The 14322-nt window shown below is 71.1% G+C and carries 10 protein-coding genes; 5 read left to right on the top strand and 5 right to left on the bottom strand.

The features are described 5' to 3' along the window. Nucleotides 1-81 precede the first annotated feature (81 nt). Genes AB0B50_RS34500 through AB0B50_RS34490 form a run of 3 tightly spaced genes read left to right on the top strand, consistent with a single transcriptional unit; the run spans nucleotide 82 to nucleotide 7630 of the window. The gene (locus tag AB0B50_RS34500) at nucleotides 82-3675 is read left to right on the top strand and encodes a bifunctional glycosyltransferase family 2 protein/CDP-glycerol:glycerophosphate glycerophosphotransferase (protein ID WP_362339768.1); all 3594 of its coding nucleotides are present in this window, start codon (nucleotides 82-84) and stop codon (nucleotides 3673-3675) included. Between the two features lie 23 nt (nucleotides 3676-3698). Then, nucleotides 3699-5939 carry a CDP-glycerol glycerophosphotransferase family protein gene (locus tag AB0B50_RS34495; protein ID WP_362339915.1) on the top strand — a complete coding sequence of 747 codons (2241 nt, stop codon included), beginning with the start codon at nucleotides 3699-3701 and terminating at the stop codon, nucleotides 5937-5939. Beyond that, entirely contained in the window at nucleotides 5936-7630 is a 1695-nt protein-coding gene (locus AB0B50_RS34490) for a glycosyltransferase family 2 protein (RefSeq protein ID WP_362339767.1), read from the top strand. The genes AB0B50_RS34495 and AB0B50_RS34490 overlap by 4 nt, the downstream gene beginning before the upstream one ends. A gap of 278 nt (nucleotides 7631-7908) precedes the next feature. Here AB0B50_RS34490 and AB0B50_RS34485 read toward each other — a convergent pair whose 3' ends face one another. After that, nucleotides 7909-8319 (bottom strand): ATP-binding protein, encoded by a 411-nt coding sequence (locus AB0B50_RS34485; protein ID WP_362339766.1) that lies wholly within the window; start codon nucleotides 8317-8319, stop codon nucleotides 7909-7911. A gap of 155 nt (nucleotides 8320-8474) precedes the next feature. On the opposite strand from AB0B50_RS34485, the gene AB0B50_RS34480 reads away from it, so the two are divergent. Together AB0B50_RS34480 and AB0B50_RS34475 are read left to right on the top strand one after the other, a co-directional pair. Further along, a complete protein-coding gene (locus tag AB0B50_RS34480) occupies nucleotides 8475-9014 on the top strand; it encodes a UTRA domain-containing protein (RefSeq protein WP_362339765.1) in 540 nt (179 codons plus the stop codon). Beyond that, nucleotides 9014-9793, top strand: coding sequence for a GntR family transcriptional regulator (locus AB0B50_RS34475; RefSeq protein ID WP_362339764.1), 780 nt, complete (start codon nucleotides 9014-9016; stop codon nucleotides 9791-9793). The genes AB0B50_RS34480 and AB0B50_RS34475 overlap by 1 nt, the downstream gene beginning before the upstream one ends. Before the next feature lie 28 nt (nucleotides 9794-9821). On the opposite strand, the gene AB0B50_RS34470 is transcribed toward AB0B50_RS34475, so the two are convergent. The 4 genes from AB0B50_RS34470 to AB0B50_RS34455 form a co-directional block, all read right to left on the bottom strand. Beyond that, nucleotides 9822-11339: a hypothetical protein gene (locus AB0B50_RS34470; protein WP_362339763.1), complete on the bottom strand. Its 1518-nt coding sequence runs from the start codon at nucleotides 11337-11339 to the stop codon at nucleotides 9822-9824. Continuing rightward, nucleotides 11323-11820 (bottom strand): GtrA family protein, encoded by a 498-nt coding sequence (locus tag AB0B50_RS34465; RefSeq protein WP_362339762.1) that lies wholly within the window; start codon nucleotides 11818-11820, stop codon nucleotides 11323-11325. The genes AB0B50_RS34470 and AB0B50_RS34465 overlap by 17 nt, the downstream gene beginning before the upstream one ends. Next, the gene (locus AB0B50_RS34460) at nucleotides 11817-12590 is read right to left on the bottom strand and encodes a polyprenol monophosphomannose synthase (RefSeq protein ID WP_362339914.1); all 774 of its coding nucleotides are present in this window, start codon (nucleotides 12588-12590) and stop codon (nucleotides 11817-11819) included. Before AB0B50_RS34460 ends, AB0B50_RS34465 begins: the two co-directional genes overlap by 4 nt. A gap of 86 nt (nucleotides 12591-12676) precedes the next feature. Next, entirely contained in the window at nucleotides 12677-13804 is a 1128-nt protein-coding gene (locus AB0B50_RS34455) for an NDP-sugar synthase (protein ID WP_362339761.1), read from the bottom strand. Between the last annotated feature and the right edge of the window lie 518 nt (nucleotides 13805-14322).

The following is a 14322-nucleotide window of genomic DNA, read 5'->3' as shown; positions in this document are numbered from 1 at the left end:
CCCACGAGGCTGTATCCCTTTTGTCGCATCAATACGCAGATCCTTACACTATGGGAGCGTTTAGCAACAGAAGGAGTACGCGTGCAGCCACGGCTGAGTGTTGTCGTCCCCGTCTACAACGTCGAGCTCTACCTCGACGAGTGCCTGGAGTCCCTGGCCGCACAGACGTACCAGGACTTCGAAGTGATCATGGTCGACGACGGGTCGACGGACGGCAGTGCTGCCATCGCCGAGACCTTCGCGGCGGCCGACCCGCGGTTCCGCCTGATATCCCAGGAGAACAAGGGCCTGGGCGCGGCGCGCAACACCGGTGTGCGGGAGATGTCCCCCGACAGCGAGTACCTCGCGTTCGTGGACAGCGACGACACCCTGCCGACCACGGCGTACGCGCTGATGATCGAGACGCTCGACGAGACCGGCTCCGACTTCGTGGCGGGCAACGTGACCCGCTTCCGCTCCGCCGGGCACGTCCAGTCGCCCGTGCACCGCGTGCCCTTCGCGGCGACCCGGCTGCGTACGCACGTCTCGAAGTTCCGCCCGCTGCTGACCGACCGCACCGCGTGGAACAAGGTCTACCGCCGCTCCTTCTGGGAGAAGCACCAGCTCGCCTACCCCGAGGCGATGCTCTACGAGGACGCCCCCGTCAGCGTCCCCGCGCACTACCTCGCCGAGTCCGTCGACGTCCTGAGCGAGCCGATCTACAACTGGCGCGAGCGCGAGATCGGCGAGCGCTCGATCACGCAGAACCGCACCAACCCGCAGGGCCTGATCGACCGCGTGAAGTCGATCCGCATGGTCCGCGAGTTCATGCTCGACCACATCGACGACGACCCGATGTACGCCGAGCACCTGAAGGTCTACGACAACAACGCCCTCGCCGAGGAGATCCCGCTCTTCTGGCGGGTCCTGCCGGGCTCGGACGCCGCGTACCAGGAGGCCTTCCTGGAGCACGTGGGCCGCCTGGTCCGCGAGATCGGCCAGGACGCGGTCCGCGCGCTGCACGTGCCGCACAAGCTGAAGCTGTACCTGACCGTGCACCGGCGCCTGGACGAGCTGATCGGCCAGCTGGAGTTCGAGAAGGAGCACCCCGGCTCGATCCCCGTGACCGGCACGCTGCACCCGAAGGCGGACTACCCCTTCCTCGACCCGACCGTCCCCGTCCCGGACGCGGTCCTGCGCCTGGACCCGGAGCTGCGCCTGCGCAGCCGCCTCGACGAGGCCACCTGGCACGACGACAAGCTGTGGCTGTCCGGCTGGGCCTTCGCTCGCCAGCTCGGCGCCGAGTCGCGGAGCAAGGCGCTGAAGTCGCTGATCCTCAAGGAGAAGGGCAGCCGCCGCACGGTCCTCGTGCCCGCCCGCAGCCATCTGGACCCGGAGGCGACGGTCGCCTCCGGCGCCGAGTTCAAGCACGCCGACTGGGCCGGCTTCGGCGCCCTGGTGAACCCCTCGCGCCTGCGCCACCGCGGCAAGTGGGTCGACGGTCTGTGGTACGTGCGGGTCGCCGTGGCCGGCACCGGCTCGACGCCGCGCCGCGGCCCGCTGTACGGCGCGGGCACGGGCTCCGGCCAGACCCCGCCCGCGCACTGGGTCACCCAGGACGTCCGCGTGGCCCCGCAGATCCAGGACGGCGAGCTGGCCATCCGCGTCGAGACCGCGCACGCCCGTGCCCTCGAGGTCCGCGCCGAGGGCGCCCACCTCGTCGTACGCGGCGTCCTGCGCACGGCGCCCGACGGCGAGCCCCGCCTGCGCATGCGCCACCGCGAGTCCGGCACGCTCCTCAACGTCCCGCTGGACCTGGGCGCCCCCGAGGAGGGCCGCGTCCCGTTCACGGCGCGGGTCGCCACGGCGGAGCTGACCGAGGTCCGCGAGGACCACGAGCGGCTGCGCCCGACGCAGGCCGAGCGGTCCATCGCCCGCTGGGACATGTCCGTCGAGGTCGTCGACTCCTCCGGCGCCGAGCCCAAGTCGACCCGCCTCGCCCTGATCCTGGACGACCGCGAGGGCTTCTCCGGCGCCCAGTTCGCGCAGGAGGACGCCGGTCGCACGGTCTACGCCCGGCGCAGCCCCGGCGGCTACCTCCAGCTGTGCGACCAGCCCGTGCAGCCGCTGGTCGACCACGTCTCCGTCCACCCCGACGGCACCGTCACGCTCACCGGCAGCTACCCGGCGGGCGGCACCCACGACCTCGAACTGGTCCTTCGCCAGACCTGGTCGGGCCACGAGTACACGTTCCCCGCGAAGGCGCACGACGGCCGCTTCGAGGCGAACTTCGTGCCCGCCCCCACCCACCGCTACGCGGGCGAGACGCCGCTGCGCGCCGGATTCTGGTGGCCCTCCATCCAGAAGCCCGACGGCTCCCGCACCGCCGTCCAGCTCGCCCCGCCCGTCCACGGCAACCTCCCCCTGGAGGTCGAGGCGCACGGCAAGCGCGTCGAGCTGCAGGCCCGCCAGTACGACCAGCTGGCCCTGATGGCCCACTCCGAGCTGCGCCCCGACGAGCGCAGCCGCTACCGCCAGACCCGCCTGCGCACCGAGGCCTACCCGGCCGCCCGCCACGAGCCGCTGCGCGAGGCCGTCCTGTACGACGTCTTCGGCGGCCGCATGTACGGCGACTCCCCGCGCGCCGTCCACGAGGAGATGGTCCGCCGCGGCCTGCCCCTGGAGCACCTGTGGGTCGTCAAGGACGGCCAGTGCGAGGTGCCCGCCACCGCGAAGGCGGTGCGCGTGCACAGCCCCGAGTACTACGAGGCGATGGCCCGCTCCCGCTACATCGTCGGCAACACGCACTTCCCGCGCTGGCTGGAACGGCGCGAGGGCCAGCAGATCATCCAGACCTGGCACGGCACCCCGCTCAAGCGGATCGGCTTCGACTTCGACAACGACCACTTCGCGAGCACGCAGTACCTCCAGGACCTGGACCGCGAGCGCCACCAGTGGACGATGCTGCTCTCGCCGAACAAGTTCAGTACGCCGATCATGCGCAGCGCCTTCCGGTTCGGCGGCGACGTGGACGGCGAGCTCCTTGAGGCCGGCTACCCGCGCAACGACGTGCTGCTCGCCCCCGACCGCGCCAAGCGCGCGGAGAAGGTGCGCCGCGCCCTCGGCCTGCCCGAGGGCAAGAAGGTCGTCCTGTACGCCCCGACCTGGCGCGAGGACAAGCAGCGCCACCGCGGCGGCTTCCTGCTCGACCTGCGCCTGGACCTGGCGAAGGCGCGCGAGGAGCTGGGCGAGGACCACGTCCTGCTCGTGCGGCCGCACGCCCACATCGTGGAGCCCGTGCCGGGCGCGGGCGACGGCTTCGTGTGGGACGTCGCGAGCTACCCGGACATCATGGACCTGCTCCTGATCGCGGACGTCATGATCACCGACTACTCCTCGGTGATGTTCGACTTCGCCGTCACGGGCCGTCCGATGCTGTTCTTCACGTACGACCTGGAGCACTACCGCGACCGGCTGCGCGGCTTCTACTTCGACTTCGAGAAGCGCGCGCCGGGCCCGCTGCTCCCCACGTCCGACGAGCTGATCGCCGCGCTGAAGGACCTCGACGCGACGAGTGAGCCGTACCAGAAGGCGTACGACGAGTTCCGCGCCGAGTTCTGCGACCTGGACGACGGGCAGGCCGCGCGCCGCGTGGTCGACCGGATGCTCGCCCACCGAGGAACGGCCACCGCATGAGCACACAAGAGGGGGGCACTGCCATGCCCGAGCCGAGCGTCACCGCGGCGGACGTCACCGCGGCGAGCGAGCTGAGCGTCGTCGTGTACGGCCGCAACGTCCAGGGCCACCTCGGCGCCTGCCTGGACGAGCTCACCGCGCAGTCCTCGCCCGGCGTCGAGGTGATCGTCGCGGCGGTGGGCGCCTCCGCGCAGGCCGCCGCGGCGAACAGGAGCGGCGTCACCGTCGTCCCGCTGCCCGAGGGCACGGGGGACGGCGCGGCACGGGCCGCGGGCGCCGAGCGCGCGGGCGGCCGGTGGCTGCACTTCGTGCACAGCAAGGACGGCGTGCCCACGGGCGCGCCGCGCGCCGTCGCGGACCGCGCCGCCGAGTTGCCGGACGGCGTCGACGTCCTCGTCGTGGACCACGTCCGCTCGACGTGGCGGCACCAGGGCATGCCGAGCCCGGACGGGAAGCACCTGGCCAAGCAGGGCCGCCGCGACCTGCCGCTCGCGGACTGCCCCGACCTGATGAAGGTCACGCCCCTGCTCGGCACCCGCGTGCTGCTCGCCGACTTCTGGCGCGCCCACCGCGCCGAACTGGCCGTGGACGACGAGACGTTCGCCGCGTACGCCGCGCTGCTCGCCGCAGGTCGGCTCGCGACGCTCGACCAAGTTGCCCTGAACGTAAGAGAGTTGCGCGCGGAGAGCCTCCCCAAGGGTGCGCCCGAGGAGCGGTACGGCGTCATCGAGCGCTACGAATCGCTGCTGCGCCTCGCCTCCGACCTCGGTCTGCCGACGGCGCCCCGCGCCGCGCTCTACGACGTGATGGTCGGCGACTGCCTGCGCGTCGTCGCCCGCGAGAAGCTGCCCGACGCGGTGCGCAAGGAGTTCTTCCACCGCGCGTCGAAGGCCGCCGTCGCCTGGCGGCCCAAGGGGCACCAGCACCCCGGCGGCCTTGAGGGCGTGCGGCGCCGCATCCTCGAAGAGGACGCGTACACCAAGTACCGCACGTTCCAGACCGCCAACCAGCAGCGGCGCAAGCTCAGGTCGGCCGTCGTCTCGCGCAAGCACAAGGTGGGCGTGAAGGTACGCGACCTGCGCTACCGCAGGGCCCTTGAACGGCCCGTCGACCCCAACCTCGCGGTCTTCACGGCCTATTGGGACCGGGGCGTGGCCTGCAACCCCGCGGCCATCGCGGCGAAGCTCGGCGAACTCGCCCCGCACATCCACCCGGTGTGGGTCGTCTCGGCAGCGAACGTGCCGCTCCTTCCGCCCGGCACGGACCACGTGGTGCCCGGCACGCGCCGCTACTGGGAGGTGATGGCCCGCGCCAAGTACCTGGTGAACAACGCCAACTTCCCCAACGCGATCGTCAAGCGCCCGGACGCGATCCACCTCCAGACGCACCACGGCACGCCGCTCAAGCGCATGGGCCTGGACCAGCTCGACTACCCGGCCGCCGCCAAGGGCCTGAACTTCCACAGCCTGCTCGCACGCGTGGACCGGTGGGACTACAGCGTCTCGGCGAACGGCCACTCCACGGAGATGTGGGAGCGCGCGTACCCCTCGCACTACACCTCCCTCGACTACGGCTATCCGCGCAACGACGTCTTCTACGGCGCGACGGCGGCCGACATCCGGGCGATCCGCGAGCGGCTCGGCATCGCGCCGGGCAAGCGGGCGATCCTGTACGCGCCCACCCACCGCGACTACGAGGCGGCCTGGACTCCGCGCCTTGACCTGGCGACGCTCGCCGAGCGCCTCGGCGAGGACACGGTGCTGCTCGTCCGCGGCCACTACTTCTACGGCGGTGCGGCCTCGCCGCTGGCCGGCCTGCGCAAGAGCGGCCGCGTCATCGACGTCTCGTCGTACGACCCGGTGGAGGAGCTGTCGCTCGCGGCGGACGCGATGATCACGGACTACTCGTCGATCATGTTCGACTACGCCAACCTCGACCGGCCGATCGTCATCTACGCCGACGACTGGGAGACGTACGCGAAGACGCGCGGCGTCTACTTCGACCTGATGGCGGAGGCGCCGGGGCATGTGGCGCGCACGCAGGAGGAGTTGACGTCGCTGTTCACCTCGGGCGCCTGGCGCGACGAGGAGTCGGCCAAGGCGCGCAAGGTGTTCCGCCACCGCTTCTGCGAGTACGACGACGGGCGCGCCGCCGAGCGGGTCGTGCGCCGCGTCTTCCTCGGCGAGAGCGAGGAGTCCCTGCCGCCCGTGACCCCGGTCGACGAGCGCACCCCGGCCCCGACGCCCGAGGAGGCGACCCGATGACGACCACCTCTGGGGGCGTGACCACGCCCGACGTCACCGTCACGGTGATCGTCTACAACGACGCGGAGCGGCTTCCGCGCGCGGTGGCCTCGCTGCGGCGCCAGACGCACGCGAACATCGAGATCATCATCAGCGACGACCACTCGACGGACAACACCCCCGAGGTGGCCCGGCAGTTGGCGGCGCAGGACGAGCGCGTCTCCTACCTCCGCCTGCCGGAGAACAGCGGCGGCTGCAGCGCGCCGCGCAACCGCGCGCTCGACATCGCGCGGGCCCCGTTCCTGATGTTCCTGGACAGCGACGACGAACTCCCGGAGCGGGCGGTGGAGTTGCTCCTCACCGCACACCGGGAGCGAGACGTGGACTTCGCGATGGGAGCGGTGGAGCGGGTCCGGGTGGACACGGGCCGTACGTCGACGTGGATGCCGCATCTGGTGGCGGAGCGCCGCACGGTGGAGGGCATTGCGTCGGAACCGGCCCTGTTCTTCGAGCATCTCTCGACAAGCAAGATGTACCGTCGCGAGTTCCTGGACAGGAACAACCTCCGCTTCCCGGAGGGAATCCACTACGAGGACCAGCTGTTCTCGGCGCAGGCGTACTGCCTGGCGAAGTCGTTCACGGTGATCCCGGAGCCGGTGTACCGCTGGTACATCGCCCCCTACGAGGCGGCCGAGTCGGCGTCGATCTCGAACCAGCGGCACAAGCTGACGAACGTCCGCGACCGCATTCACGTCCAGGGCCTGATCGACGAGTTCCTGGAGTCGAGCGGCCACGCGGACGTCCGGGAGGCCAAGGACTACAAGTTCCTCAAGCACGACTTCCGCATGTACGCGGGCGATCTCCCCTTCCGCGACGAGGAGTGGCTGTCGGGCTTCGCGGACATCGTGAACCCGTACCTGGCGCGGCTGTCTCCGGGCGCGTACGCCCGCCTCCCCCGCGCCGAACGCGTGGTCATCCAACTGGTACGCGACGGGCGCCTGGCCGAGGCGCAGTTGGCGGCGCGGGGCCTTGGCCACGGTGTCGCACCGCGCGAGACGTCGGTGGGCTCCTCGGGCCACGTGTACTGGGGCGCGCGGGTCCCGGAAACGGTCTCGTCCCGCACGGAACTCGACCTGACGGACCAGGGGTTGGACTCCCGCCCCTTCCCGAGCGCGCAGTTCCGCCACGAGATCACGCGGGTGGAGCGGGGCCCGGGAGCGTCGGTGGACCTCACGATCCGCACGTACGACCCGGGCCTGCGGCTGCCGGTGGGCCCGCAGGTGGCCACGCTCCTCCTTGCCCCCGGCCGCCGCCGCATGAAGGTCCCGTTCCGCCTGGACCCGGTGCGCCCCGGCGTCTTCGAGGGCAGCGCCCGCCTGGACCTGACGGCGGCCCCGCTCCCCCTGAACGGCTTCGAGGGCGCCCGCCACCCGGTCCTGCAACTGACGCAAGGCGGGCTCCGCAACACGTCCCTGCTCCTGGCCCCTCTGACCTTCCCGACCCTCACGGCTCGGGTGGACTACCGGGGCGGCGCGCTCCCGCACGAGGTCACGGTGGAACCGGAGGGCCGAGCCTCGGGCCGCCTCCAACTCCGCTGGACCCCGGTGGGCGTGACGTCGAAGGTCATACGCCCCTTGGCCCGCAAGGCAGGAGCAAAGGCGGGCACGAAGCTCCGCAAGGCGGCCCGCCTGGCATCAAGCCTGGCCCGCTGAACGGACGGGGCGGCCACCTCACGGGGCGGCCGCCCTGAGTTCCCCAAGCACCCCGCGGACCCACCCACCACCCCCGCCCACCCAGTTCGGTCGTCACGCCCACAGCCACTGCCCGGCCAGCCGCCGCCACTGACGCAATAGACCGAAGCGCCCCCATCGCAACGCCCTCACCACCACGCGCCCTGCGGACCCACCCACCACCCCCCGCCCACCCGGCCCAGCCGTCACACGCCCGGCACCGCCCGCCACGCTCACGCACCCGTGCCGCCAGCAAGCTCCTAGCCCTGCCTCGCCCGCCCGTCGACCGGGCCCGTCTTGAAGACCAACCAAACGGTCTTGCCGGGGATATGAGCCACAACACCGAAGTCGTCCCCCAAGGCCATCGCGAGAAGGAGCCCCCGGCCGCCCTCCTCATCGGCGTCCCGACTCGGCACCTCAGGAAACCCGCCCCCACTGTCACGCACCTCGATACGGACGACTGGCCCATCGGCGAGAAGCCGCAGGCAGAAGTCCCGTCCCGGCGGAACACCGTGCAGCACAGCATTGGTCGCGAGTTCGGAGACACAGACCCGTATGTCGTCCAGCCGATCGGTGATGCCCCACTCCGTGAGTGTCTCGACGGCAAAGGAGCGCGCGGCACCCACAGATCTGTGAGCGCGGGGAAATCGTCGTTGCCGTGACAGGGGCACGGTGAACCACCGCCTCGTTCCTGGGCTGTACGATCGCGAGGAACGTATCGCTATTTACAAAAAGCAGCAAGGTTAGGCCAAGGTGGCCACCCCGTGTGATTCGCTTAACGTGTAAAGCGGCAAAGTCGCCGCCACCCGCCCCGCAGGAGGACACCGTGACCGACAGCACGTGGGTCAGCACCTCGATGCCGTACCTGAAGCCCAGGGAGAAAGGGCAGTCCGATGCCTGGGGCGAAGAGGCCGCTGCCCGAGGCGGCAAGGGCAGCCAACGTATCGCTCACGCCGGCGAGGTACCCGCGCCGGACGACGTCGCCGCCCTGCTCAGCGTAGCCGCCGAGGCTCCGGTCGTCGTGCGCCGTCGAATCATCGAACTCGACGGCGAACCCTGCGAGTTGACGGACACGTACTACCCCGTCGACATCGCCCGCGGCACACCCCTCGCCGAGACGGGCAAGATCCGCGGCGGCGCCGTGACGCTCCTCGCCGCGCTCGGTCACATCGGCGTACGCGTCCGTGAGGACGTCACCGCCCGCATGCCCGACTCCGATGAGCGGGAAGCCTTGCGCCTGGGGCACGACGAGCCGGTTCTCCGGCTGAACAGGGTGACGCTGGACGGTGAGGACAAGCCGATCCAGGTCGACATGATGGTCATGCCCGCACACCGGCAGCAGCTGCGCTACGAGATCAGGATCTGATGACTGTGCCCCAGACCGACGACGGCACGACAGACCGGCGCTCCCTCCACGAGCGGATCGCCGCCGACATCCGTGACGAGATCATGAGCGGCGACCTCGCCCCGGGCGCGAAGCTGCCTTCCACGAACCAGCTGAAGGAGCGGTTCGAGGCCTCCAACGCCACCATCCAGAAGGCACTCCAACTACTCAAGGACGAGCGGCTCGTCGTAGGGCGGGCTGGGGCGGCGGTCACCGTGCGCGAACACCGCCAGCGGACCATGCGCCCTGCCTCGTACATGGCTCCGGCCCCACCAGGCGAGCCCTACCGCTGGCTCACCGAGGCCACGAAGCACGGCACTCAGGCGCACAGCACACTGCTGGAGGTGGCCGAGGCGCAGCCTCCCGCCGACATCGCGGCCGCCCTGGACCTCACCGCGGACGAGACCGCCCTGCTCCGGCGCCAGATCCTCTCCATCGACGGCGAGCCGGTGGAACTGGTCGCCTCCTACTACCCGTTGGGGATCGCTCAAGGCACCGCCATCGCCGGCAAGCGGAAGATCAAGGGCGGCACCCCGGCCCTCCTCGCCGAGCGAGGATTCCCGCCCCGGCTGAGCGTGGACCGCGTATCAGCGAGAGTCCCCACCCAAGAGCAGTTCCAGGCCCTGAAACTCCCCAGCGACCTGCCCGTACTCCGCACTCTCCGCGTCGTCTACAGCGACGGCGACCGCCCGATCGAAGCCACCGTCATGGTCAAAGCAGGCCATCTCTACGAGCTGCAGTACGAGTTCACGCCGGAGTGACAGCGGGACCCGGGCAGGCTGCCCGGGATCAGCCCACGACCTCGTACAGCACTTGCCCCTTCGGCCCCGTCTCCACCTTCCGTAGCGCCGGGTCGTCGGGGCGCAGGCCGCCGTCCCCCGGGTACTCCACGATCCACCGCACCCCGTAGCGGTGCAGAACGGACAAGCGCTCGGCCCGGGATGTTCCCTCGGCGAAGTAGTCCTTCGTCGCCGCCAGGCGCTCCTCCTGGTCCGGCAGGAAGAAGTCCGGGTATCCGGGGGCCACCGTGCGGGGGCCGTACGCGGGGATCTGGCGGGCCGGGAACGTCTTCGCCATCACCACGTCGCCGTAACCGACATGCGGGGTCAGCCACTTGTAGCCCGGCCACGGGGCCTTGTACTTCGCGGCGACCGGCGACGGCAGGGCGTCGCGCGGGATCACGTAGCCGAGTGTGCCCGCCTGGGTCCACGCGCCGAGGAGCAGGGCCGCCCCCAGCAGCGCGGCGAACGCTCGGCGCAGCCCGCGGGTGCCGAGCTCGAAGACCTCCAGCGCCGCCGCCAGCTGCGCCGGGACCAGGGCCGCCGGCAGCACCCTGCCCCACGAGTAGTGGCCGGTCAGGCCGCCCGCCGCGAACATCGCCGCGCCGAGGAGGAAGAAGAGGACCAGAGGGTCGCGGCGGTCCCTGCGCCAGCGGAGCACCAGCGCCAGGACGCCGATCAGCGCGAAGCCGTAGTGCGGCAGCAGATGCCGGTACAGCGAGCGGTGGATCTCCTCCAGGCCGCCCGCGCCGAAGAGGCCGAAGAAGGAGTAATACGGCCAGGAGGCAAGGACGGCGAATCCCAGCGCCAGGGCTCCGCCCAGCCGCACGAACACCGCCCACGACGGCCACGGCCGTGCGCCCGCCACCATCGCAAGCGCACCGAACGACGCCACCACGCCGGTGAATTGATGGCTCAGCAGAATGACCGACCAGAGCGCCCCGAGCCCCAGGAAGACCGGCCACCCCGCGCCGCCGTCACCGTCTTCGCTCGCCCTCCGCAGCGCCTTCCTCAGCAGTGCCCAGAAGTGGAAGGAGAGCCCGAGCGCGAACGTACTGGGGTAGGAGATCGTCAGGGCAAGGGAGTTGAGGCCGAGGAAGCCGCTCCAGTTGAAGAGGCGCGGGCCCCAGAGGAGGAGCAGGCAGAGCAGGGCGAGCGGCGGCGCCGCGCGGCGCGCGCTCTGCGTACGCGCGAAGGTACGTACGAAGTGCCATACGCCCGTGGCCAACAGGGAGAGGCCCACCACCGCGGCCCCCCTCAGCACCACGAACGTCCCGAGCCCCGTCCCCTTCGCGAGGCCGCCGAGCAGCACCATCCAGGGGGAGTAGTACGGGCTCGGGGTGTCCGCGTCGACCAGCGGGTTGCCCGGGTCGACGAGGTCGTGCCGCAGGCGTTCGATCGTCGCCGCGTGGATGCCGAGGTCGCCCGCCCACGGCAGGCGGACGATCACGAGGAGGAGCAGGACGACGGTGAGCAGGGCCGCGGCCCAGGTGAGGGGCCGTATGACCGCGTTACTTGCGACGCGCATCGTGCTGGAAGACCCACGTCCGGTAGACCAGGAAGCGGAACGCCGAGGCCAGGACGATCGACAGGGCCTTGGCGATGTTCGAGCCGAGCGGTCCGCTCATGCCCGCGCCGTGGTACGCCGCGTAGAACAGGATGCTCTCCATCGCCACGCCGATCCCGCTGAAGACGAAGAAGAGGGCGATCTGGCGCTTGGTGCGCGAGGCCCGGTCGCGGTAGGCGAAGAAGCGGAAGCCCAGGTAATTCGTGCCCATGGCGACACAGCTCGCGACGACCGTCGCCGTCATGGGGCCCGAACTCATGCCGTGCAGAAGGAGGTTGAAGACGACGAGGTTCACGGCCACGCCGCTGCCGCCGACCAGGCCGAACTTCACGAGCTCCAGGAACAGCCTGCGCAGCCGCGCGAGGCCGAACCGGGGCGCGGGCGGTGCGGGCGCGGGCGGTGCGGCGACCGCCGGCGCCTCGTGCAGGGTGGGCGTACTCATCCCCGCTCCCCCGCACCGCGACCGTGCTCCCCCGCACCGCGGCCCCGCTCCCCGGCACCGCGGCCGCGCGCCTTCGCGTCGAGCCGCAGCTTCCACGGCATGACGACCGACTCCAGCTGCACCATCAGGTTCATCTTCGACTCGCCGACCGTGCGGTCCTCGAAGTGGATCGGCACCTCCATGACACCGAAGCCGCGGCGCAGCGCGCGGTACTTCATCTCGACCTGGAAGCTGTAGCCCGCGCTGTCCACGGAGGCCAGGTCGATGGCGCGCAGGGCGTCGGCGCGCCACAGGTTGAAGCCGCCGGTGATGTCGCGGACGCGGGTGCCGAGGATGGTCCCCGCGTACGCGTTGGCCCAGCGGGAGAGCAGCTTGCGGTGCGCGCCCCACGCGTCGGAGAGGGTGCCGCCCTGGACGTACCGGCTGCCGATGACGACGCCCGCGTCCGTGGCGAGGGCGACGCCGAGCAGTTCGGCGACCTTCTCGACGGGGTGGCTGCCGTCGGCGTCCATCTGCAGGACGTAGTGCGCGCCCTCGGCGACGGCCTGCGCCATGCCCGCCGCGTAGGCCCGGCCGAGGCCGTCCTTCTCGGTGCGGTGCAGGACGCTCATGCGGGCACTGCCGTACCGCTCGGCGAAGCGCTCGGCGATCTGCCCCGTGCCGTCCGGGCTGGAGTCGTCGACGACGAGGAGCCGCAGGCCGGGCAGCGGCAGCGCCATCAGGGCCTCGGCCATGCCGGGCAGGTTCCCCGCTTCGTTGTACGTCGGCATGACGACGGTCAGCGGGGTCGCGGCCCACGCCTCGGGCAGCCGGGCGGCAAGCTCTTCGGAGAGGTCGTTCTGGGGAAGGTTCACGGTCACAGCTCTTGCCCTTCGGAGGTACGGGGACCGGTGGGTACGTCGGGTACGTCGGGCGAGAACCGCAGCGCCGCGTCGGGCAGCACCGCCTCGCACCACACCCGCGCCCCGGTCCGCAGTTCGTTGTCGGCCCCCACCTGTGCGCCGTCCCCCACGACCGCGCCGTGCAGGACGGTGCGGCGGCCGATGCGGGCGCCCGCGCCGACCAGGCTCTTCCTGATGTCGGTACCGGCACCGACAACCGCCCCGTCGAGCACGACCGAGCCGTGCACGACCGCCCCCGCGCCGATGCGGGCACCGGCGCCCACGACGGTCCCGGCGGCGAGGCTGGCGTCCGCCGCGACCTCGGCGCCGGGCAGGACGAGCGCCTCGCCCCGCTCCCCCGGCAGCGCGGGCGAGGAGATGACGCCGCGTACGAGATCGGCCGATGCCTGGACGAGGGCCTCGGGGCGGCCGAGGTCCAGCCAGTAGGTGTTCTCGACCTGCCCGTGCAGATACGCGCCGGAGGCGAGCAGCTCGGGGAAGGTCTCCCTCTCCACGGAGACGACGCGCCCCTCGGGGATGGCGTCGATGACGGACCGCCGGAAGACGTACGCGCCCGCGTTGATCTGGTCGGTCACGATCTCCTCGGGGGTCTGCGGCTTCTCGGTGAAGGCCAGCACACGCCCGTCGGCGTCGGTCGGCACGAGCCCGAAGGCGCGGGGGTCGTCGACGCGGGCGAGGTGGAGCGTGACGTCGGCGCCGCGGTCCACGTGCGTGGCGACCAGGCCGCGGATGTCGAGGCCGCTGAGGATGTCGCCGTTGAAGACGAGTACGGGTTCGTCCGCGCCGCTCCTCAGCCGCCGCGCGGCATGGCGGATGGCGCCGCCGGTGCCGAGGGGCCGGTCCTCGACGACGTACTCCAGTTCCAGGCCGTACGCGGATCCGTCGCCGAAGTGCGGTTCGAAGACCTCGGCGAGATAGCAGGTGGCCATGACGACGTGGTCGACGCCGGCGGCCGCGAGGCGCGCGAGCTGGTGCGCGAGGAAGGGCACCCCGGCCGCGGGGACCATCGGCTTCGGCGTGTGGACGGTGACCGGCCGCAGCCGGGTGCCCTGCCCGCCGACCAGCAGAACGGCTTCCGTCATCGCCTTACCCGCGACCTTTCCTGCGCCTTCGGATCGCGTGGCCGTGCGCCACGGATCTCGTACCTCCGTCAGACAATCTCACCCACCTTAGACCAAATGCCCGAATTGAAGGCATATGGCGAATCTCATCACCCATTCCGCGCCACAGAGGCAACCAATCGCCTCGCGATACGCTCCGCGTCGGTACACCGGCCGGGCTGCTCGGCAAGAACGACGACGAGGGCGCCAAGGGCGGCAAGGACAAGCCGTTCACGATCCGCACCCCCGGCTCCCTGGAGACGACGTACGTCGACCTGGCGGAGACGGACGCCCTCCCGTCCTCCGTCCCCGGCGACTCCTTCGGCGAGCGCAAACTGATCAACAGCGGCGACCGCCTCTGCATGATCACCGCCGACAACAACCTGGTGATGTACGAGGTCACGAATCTGGTTCCCGGCGAATACGACTTCAAGGTCCCCGGAGTGAACGGCAAGCTGACCCTCTGGAAGATCAGCTAGAACCGGTGGAACGAACGGGGG

This window comes from Streptomyces sp. NPDC041068, from assembly GCF_040647455.1.
Taxonomy (GTDB): Bacteria; Actinomycetota; Actinomycetes; order Streptomycetales; family Streptomycetaceae; genus Streptomyces.
Note: the sequence above shows the minus strand (reverse complement) of the source record. Positions and strands in the feature narration are given on the sequence as shown.

Excerpts from the sequence above, each read along its gene's own strand:
- AB0B50_RS34495 (WP_362339915.1), top strand. The coding sequence starts at position 3,699 with ATGCCCGAGCCGAGCGTCACCGCGGCGGACGTCACCGCGGCGAGCGAG.
- AB0B50_RS34490 (WP_362339767.1), top strand. The coding sequence starts at position 5,936 with ATGACGACCACCTCTGGGGGCGTGACCACGCCCGACGTCACCGTCACG.
- AB0B50_RS34475 (WP_362339764.1), top strand. The coding sequence starts at position 9,014 with ATGACTGTGCCCCAGACCGACGACGGCACGACAGACCGGCGCTCCCTC.
- AB0B50_RS34470 (WP_362339763.1), bottom strand. The coding sequence starts at position 11,339 with ATGCGCGTCGCAAGTAACGCGGTCATACGGCCCCTCACCTGGGCCGCG.
- AB0B50_RS34465 (WP_362339762.1), bottom strand. The coding sequence starts at position 11,820 with ATGAGTACGCCCACCCTGCACGAGGCGCCGGCGGTCGCCGCACCGCCC.
- AB0B50_RS34460 (WP_362339914.1), bottom strand. The coding sequence starts at position 12,590 with ATGCCGACGTACAACGAAGCGGGGAACCTGCCCGGCATGGCCGAGGCC.
- AB0B50_RS34455 (WP_362339761.1), bottom strand. The coding sequence starts at position 13,804 with ATGACGGAAGCCGTTCTGCTGGTCGGCGGGCAGGGCACCCGGCTGCGG.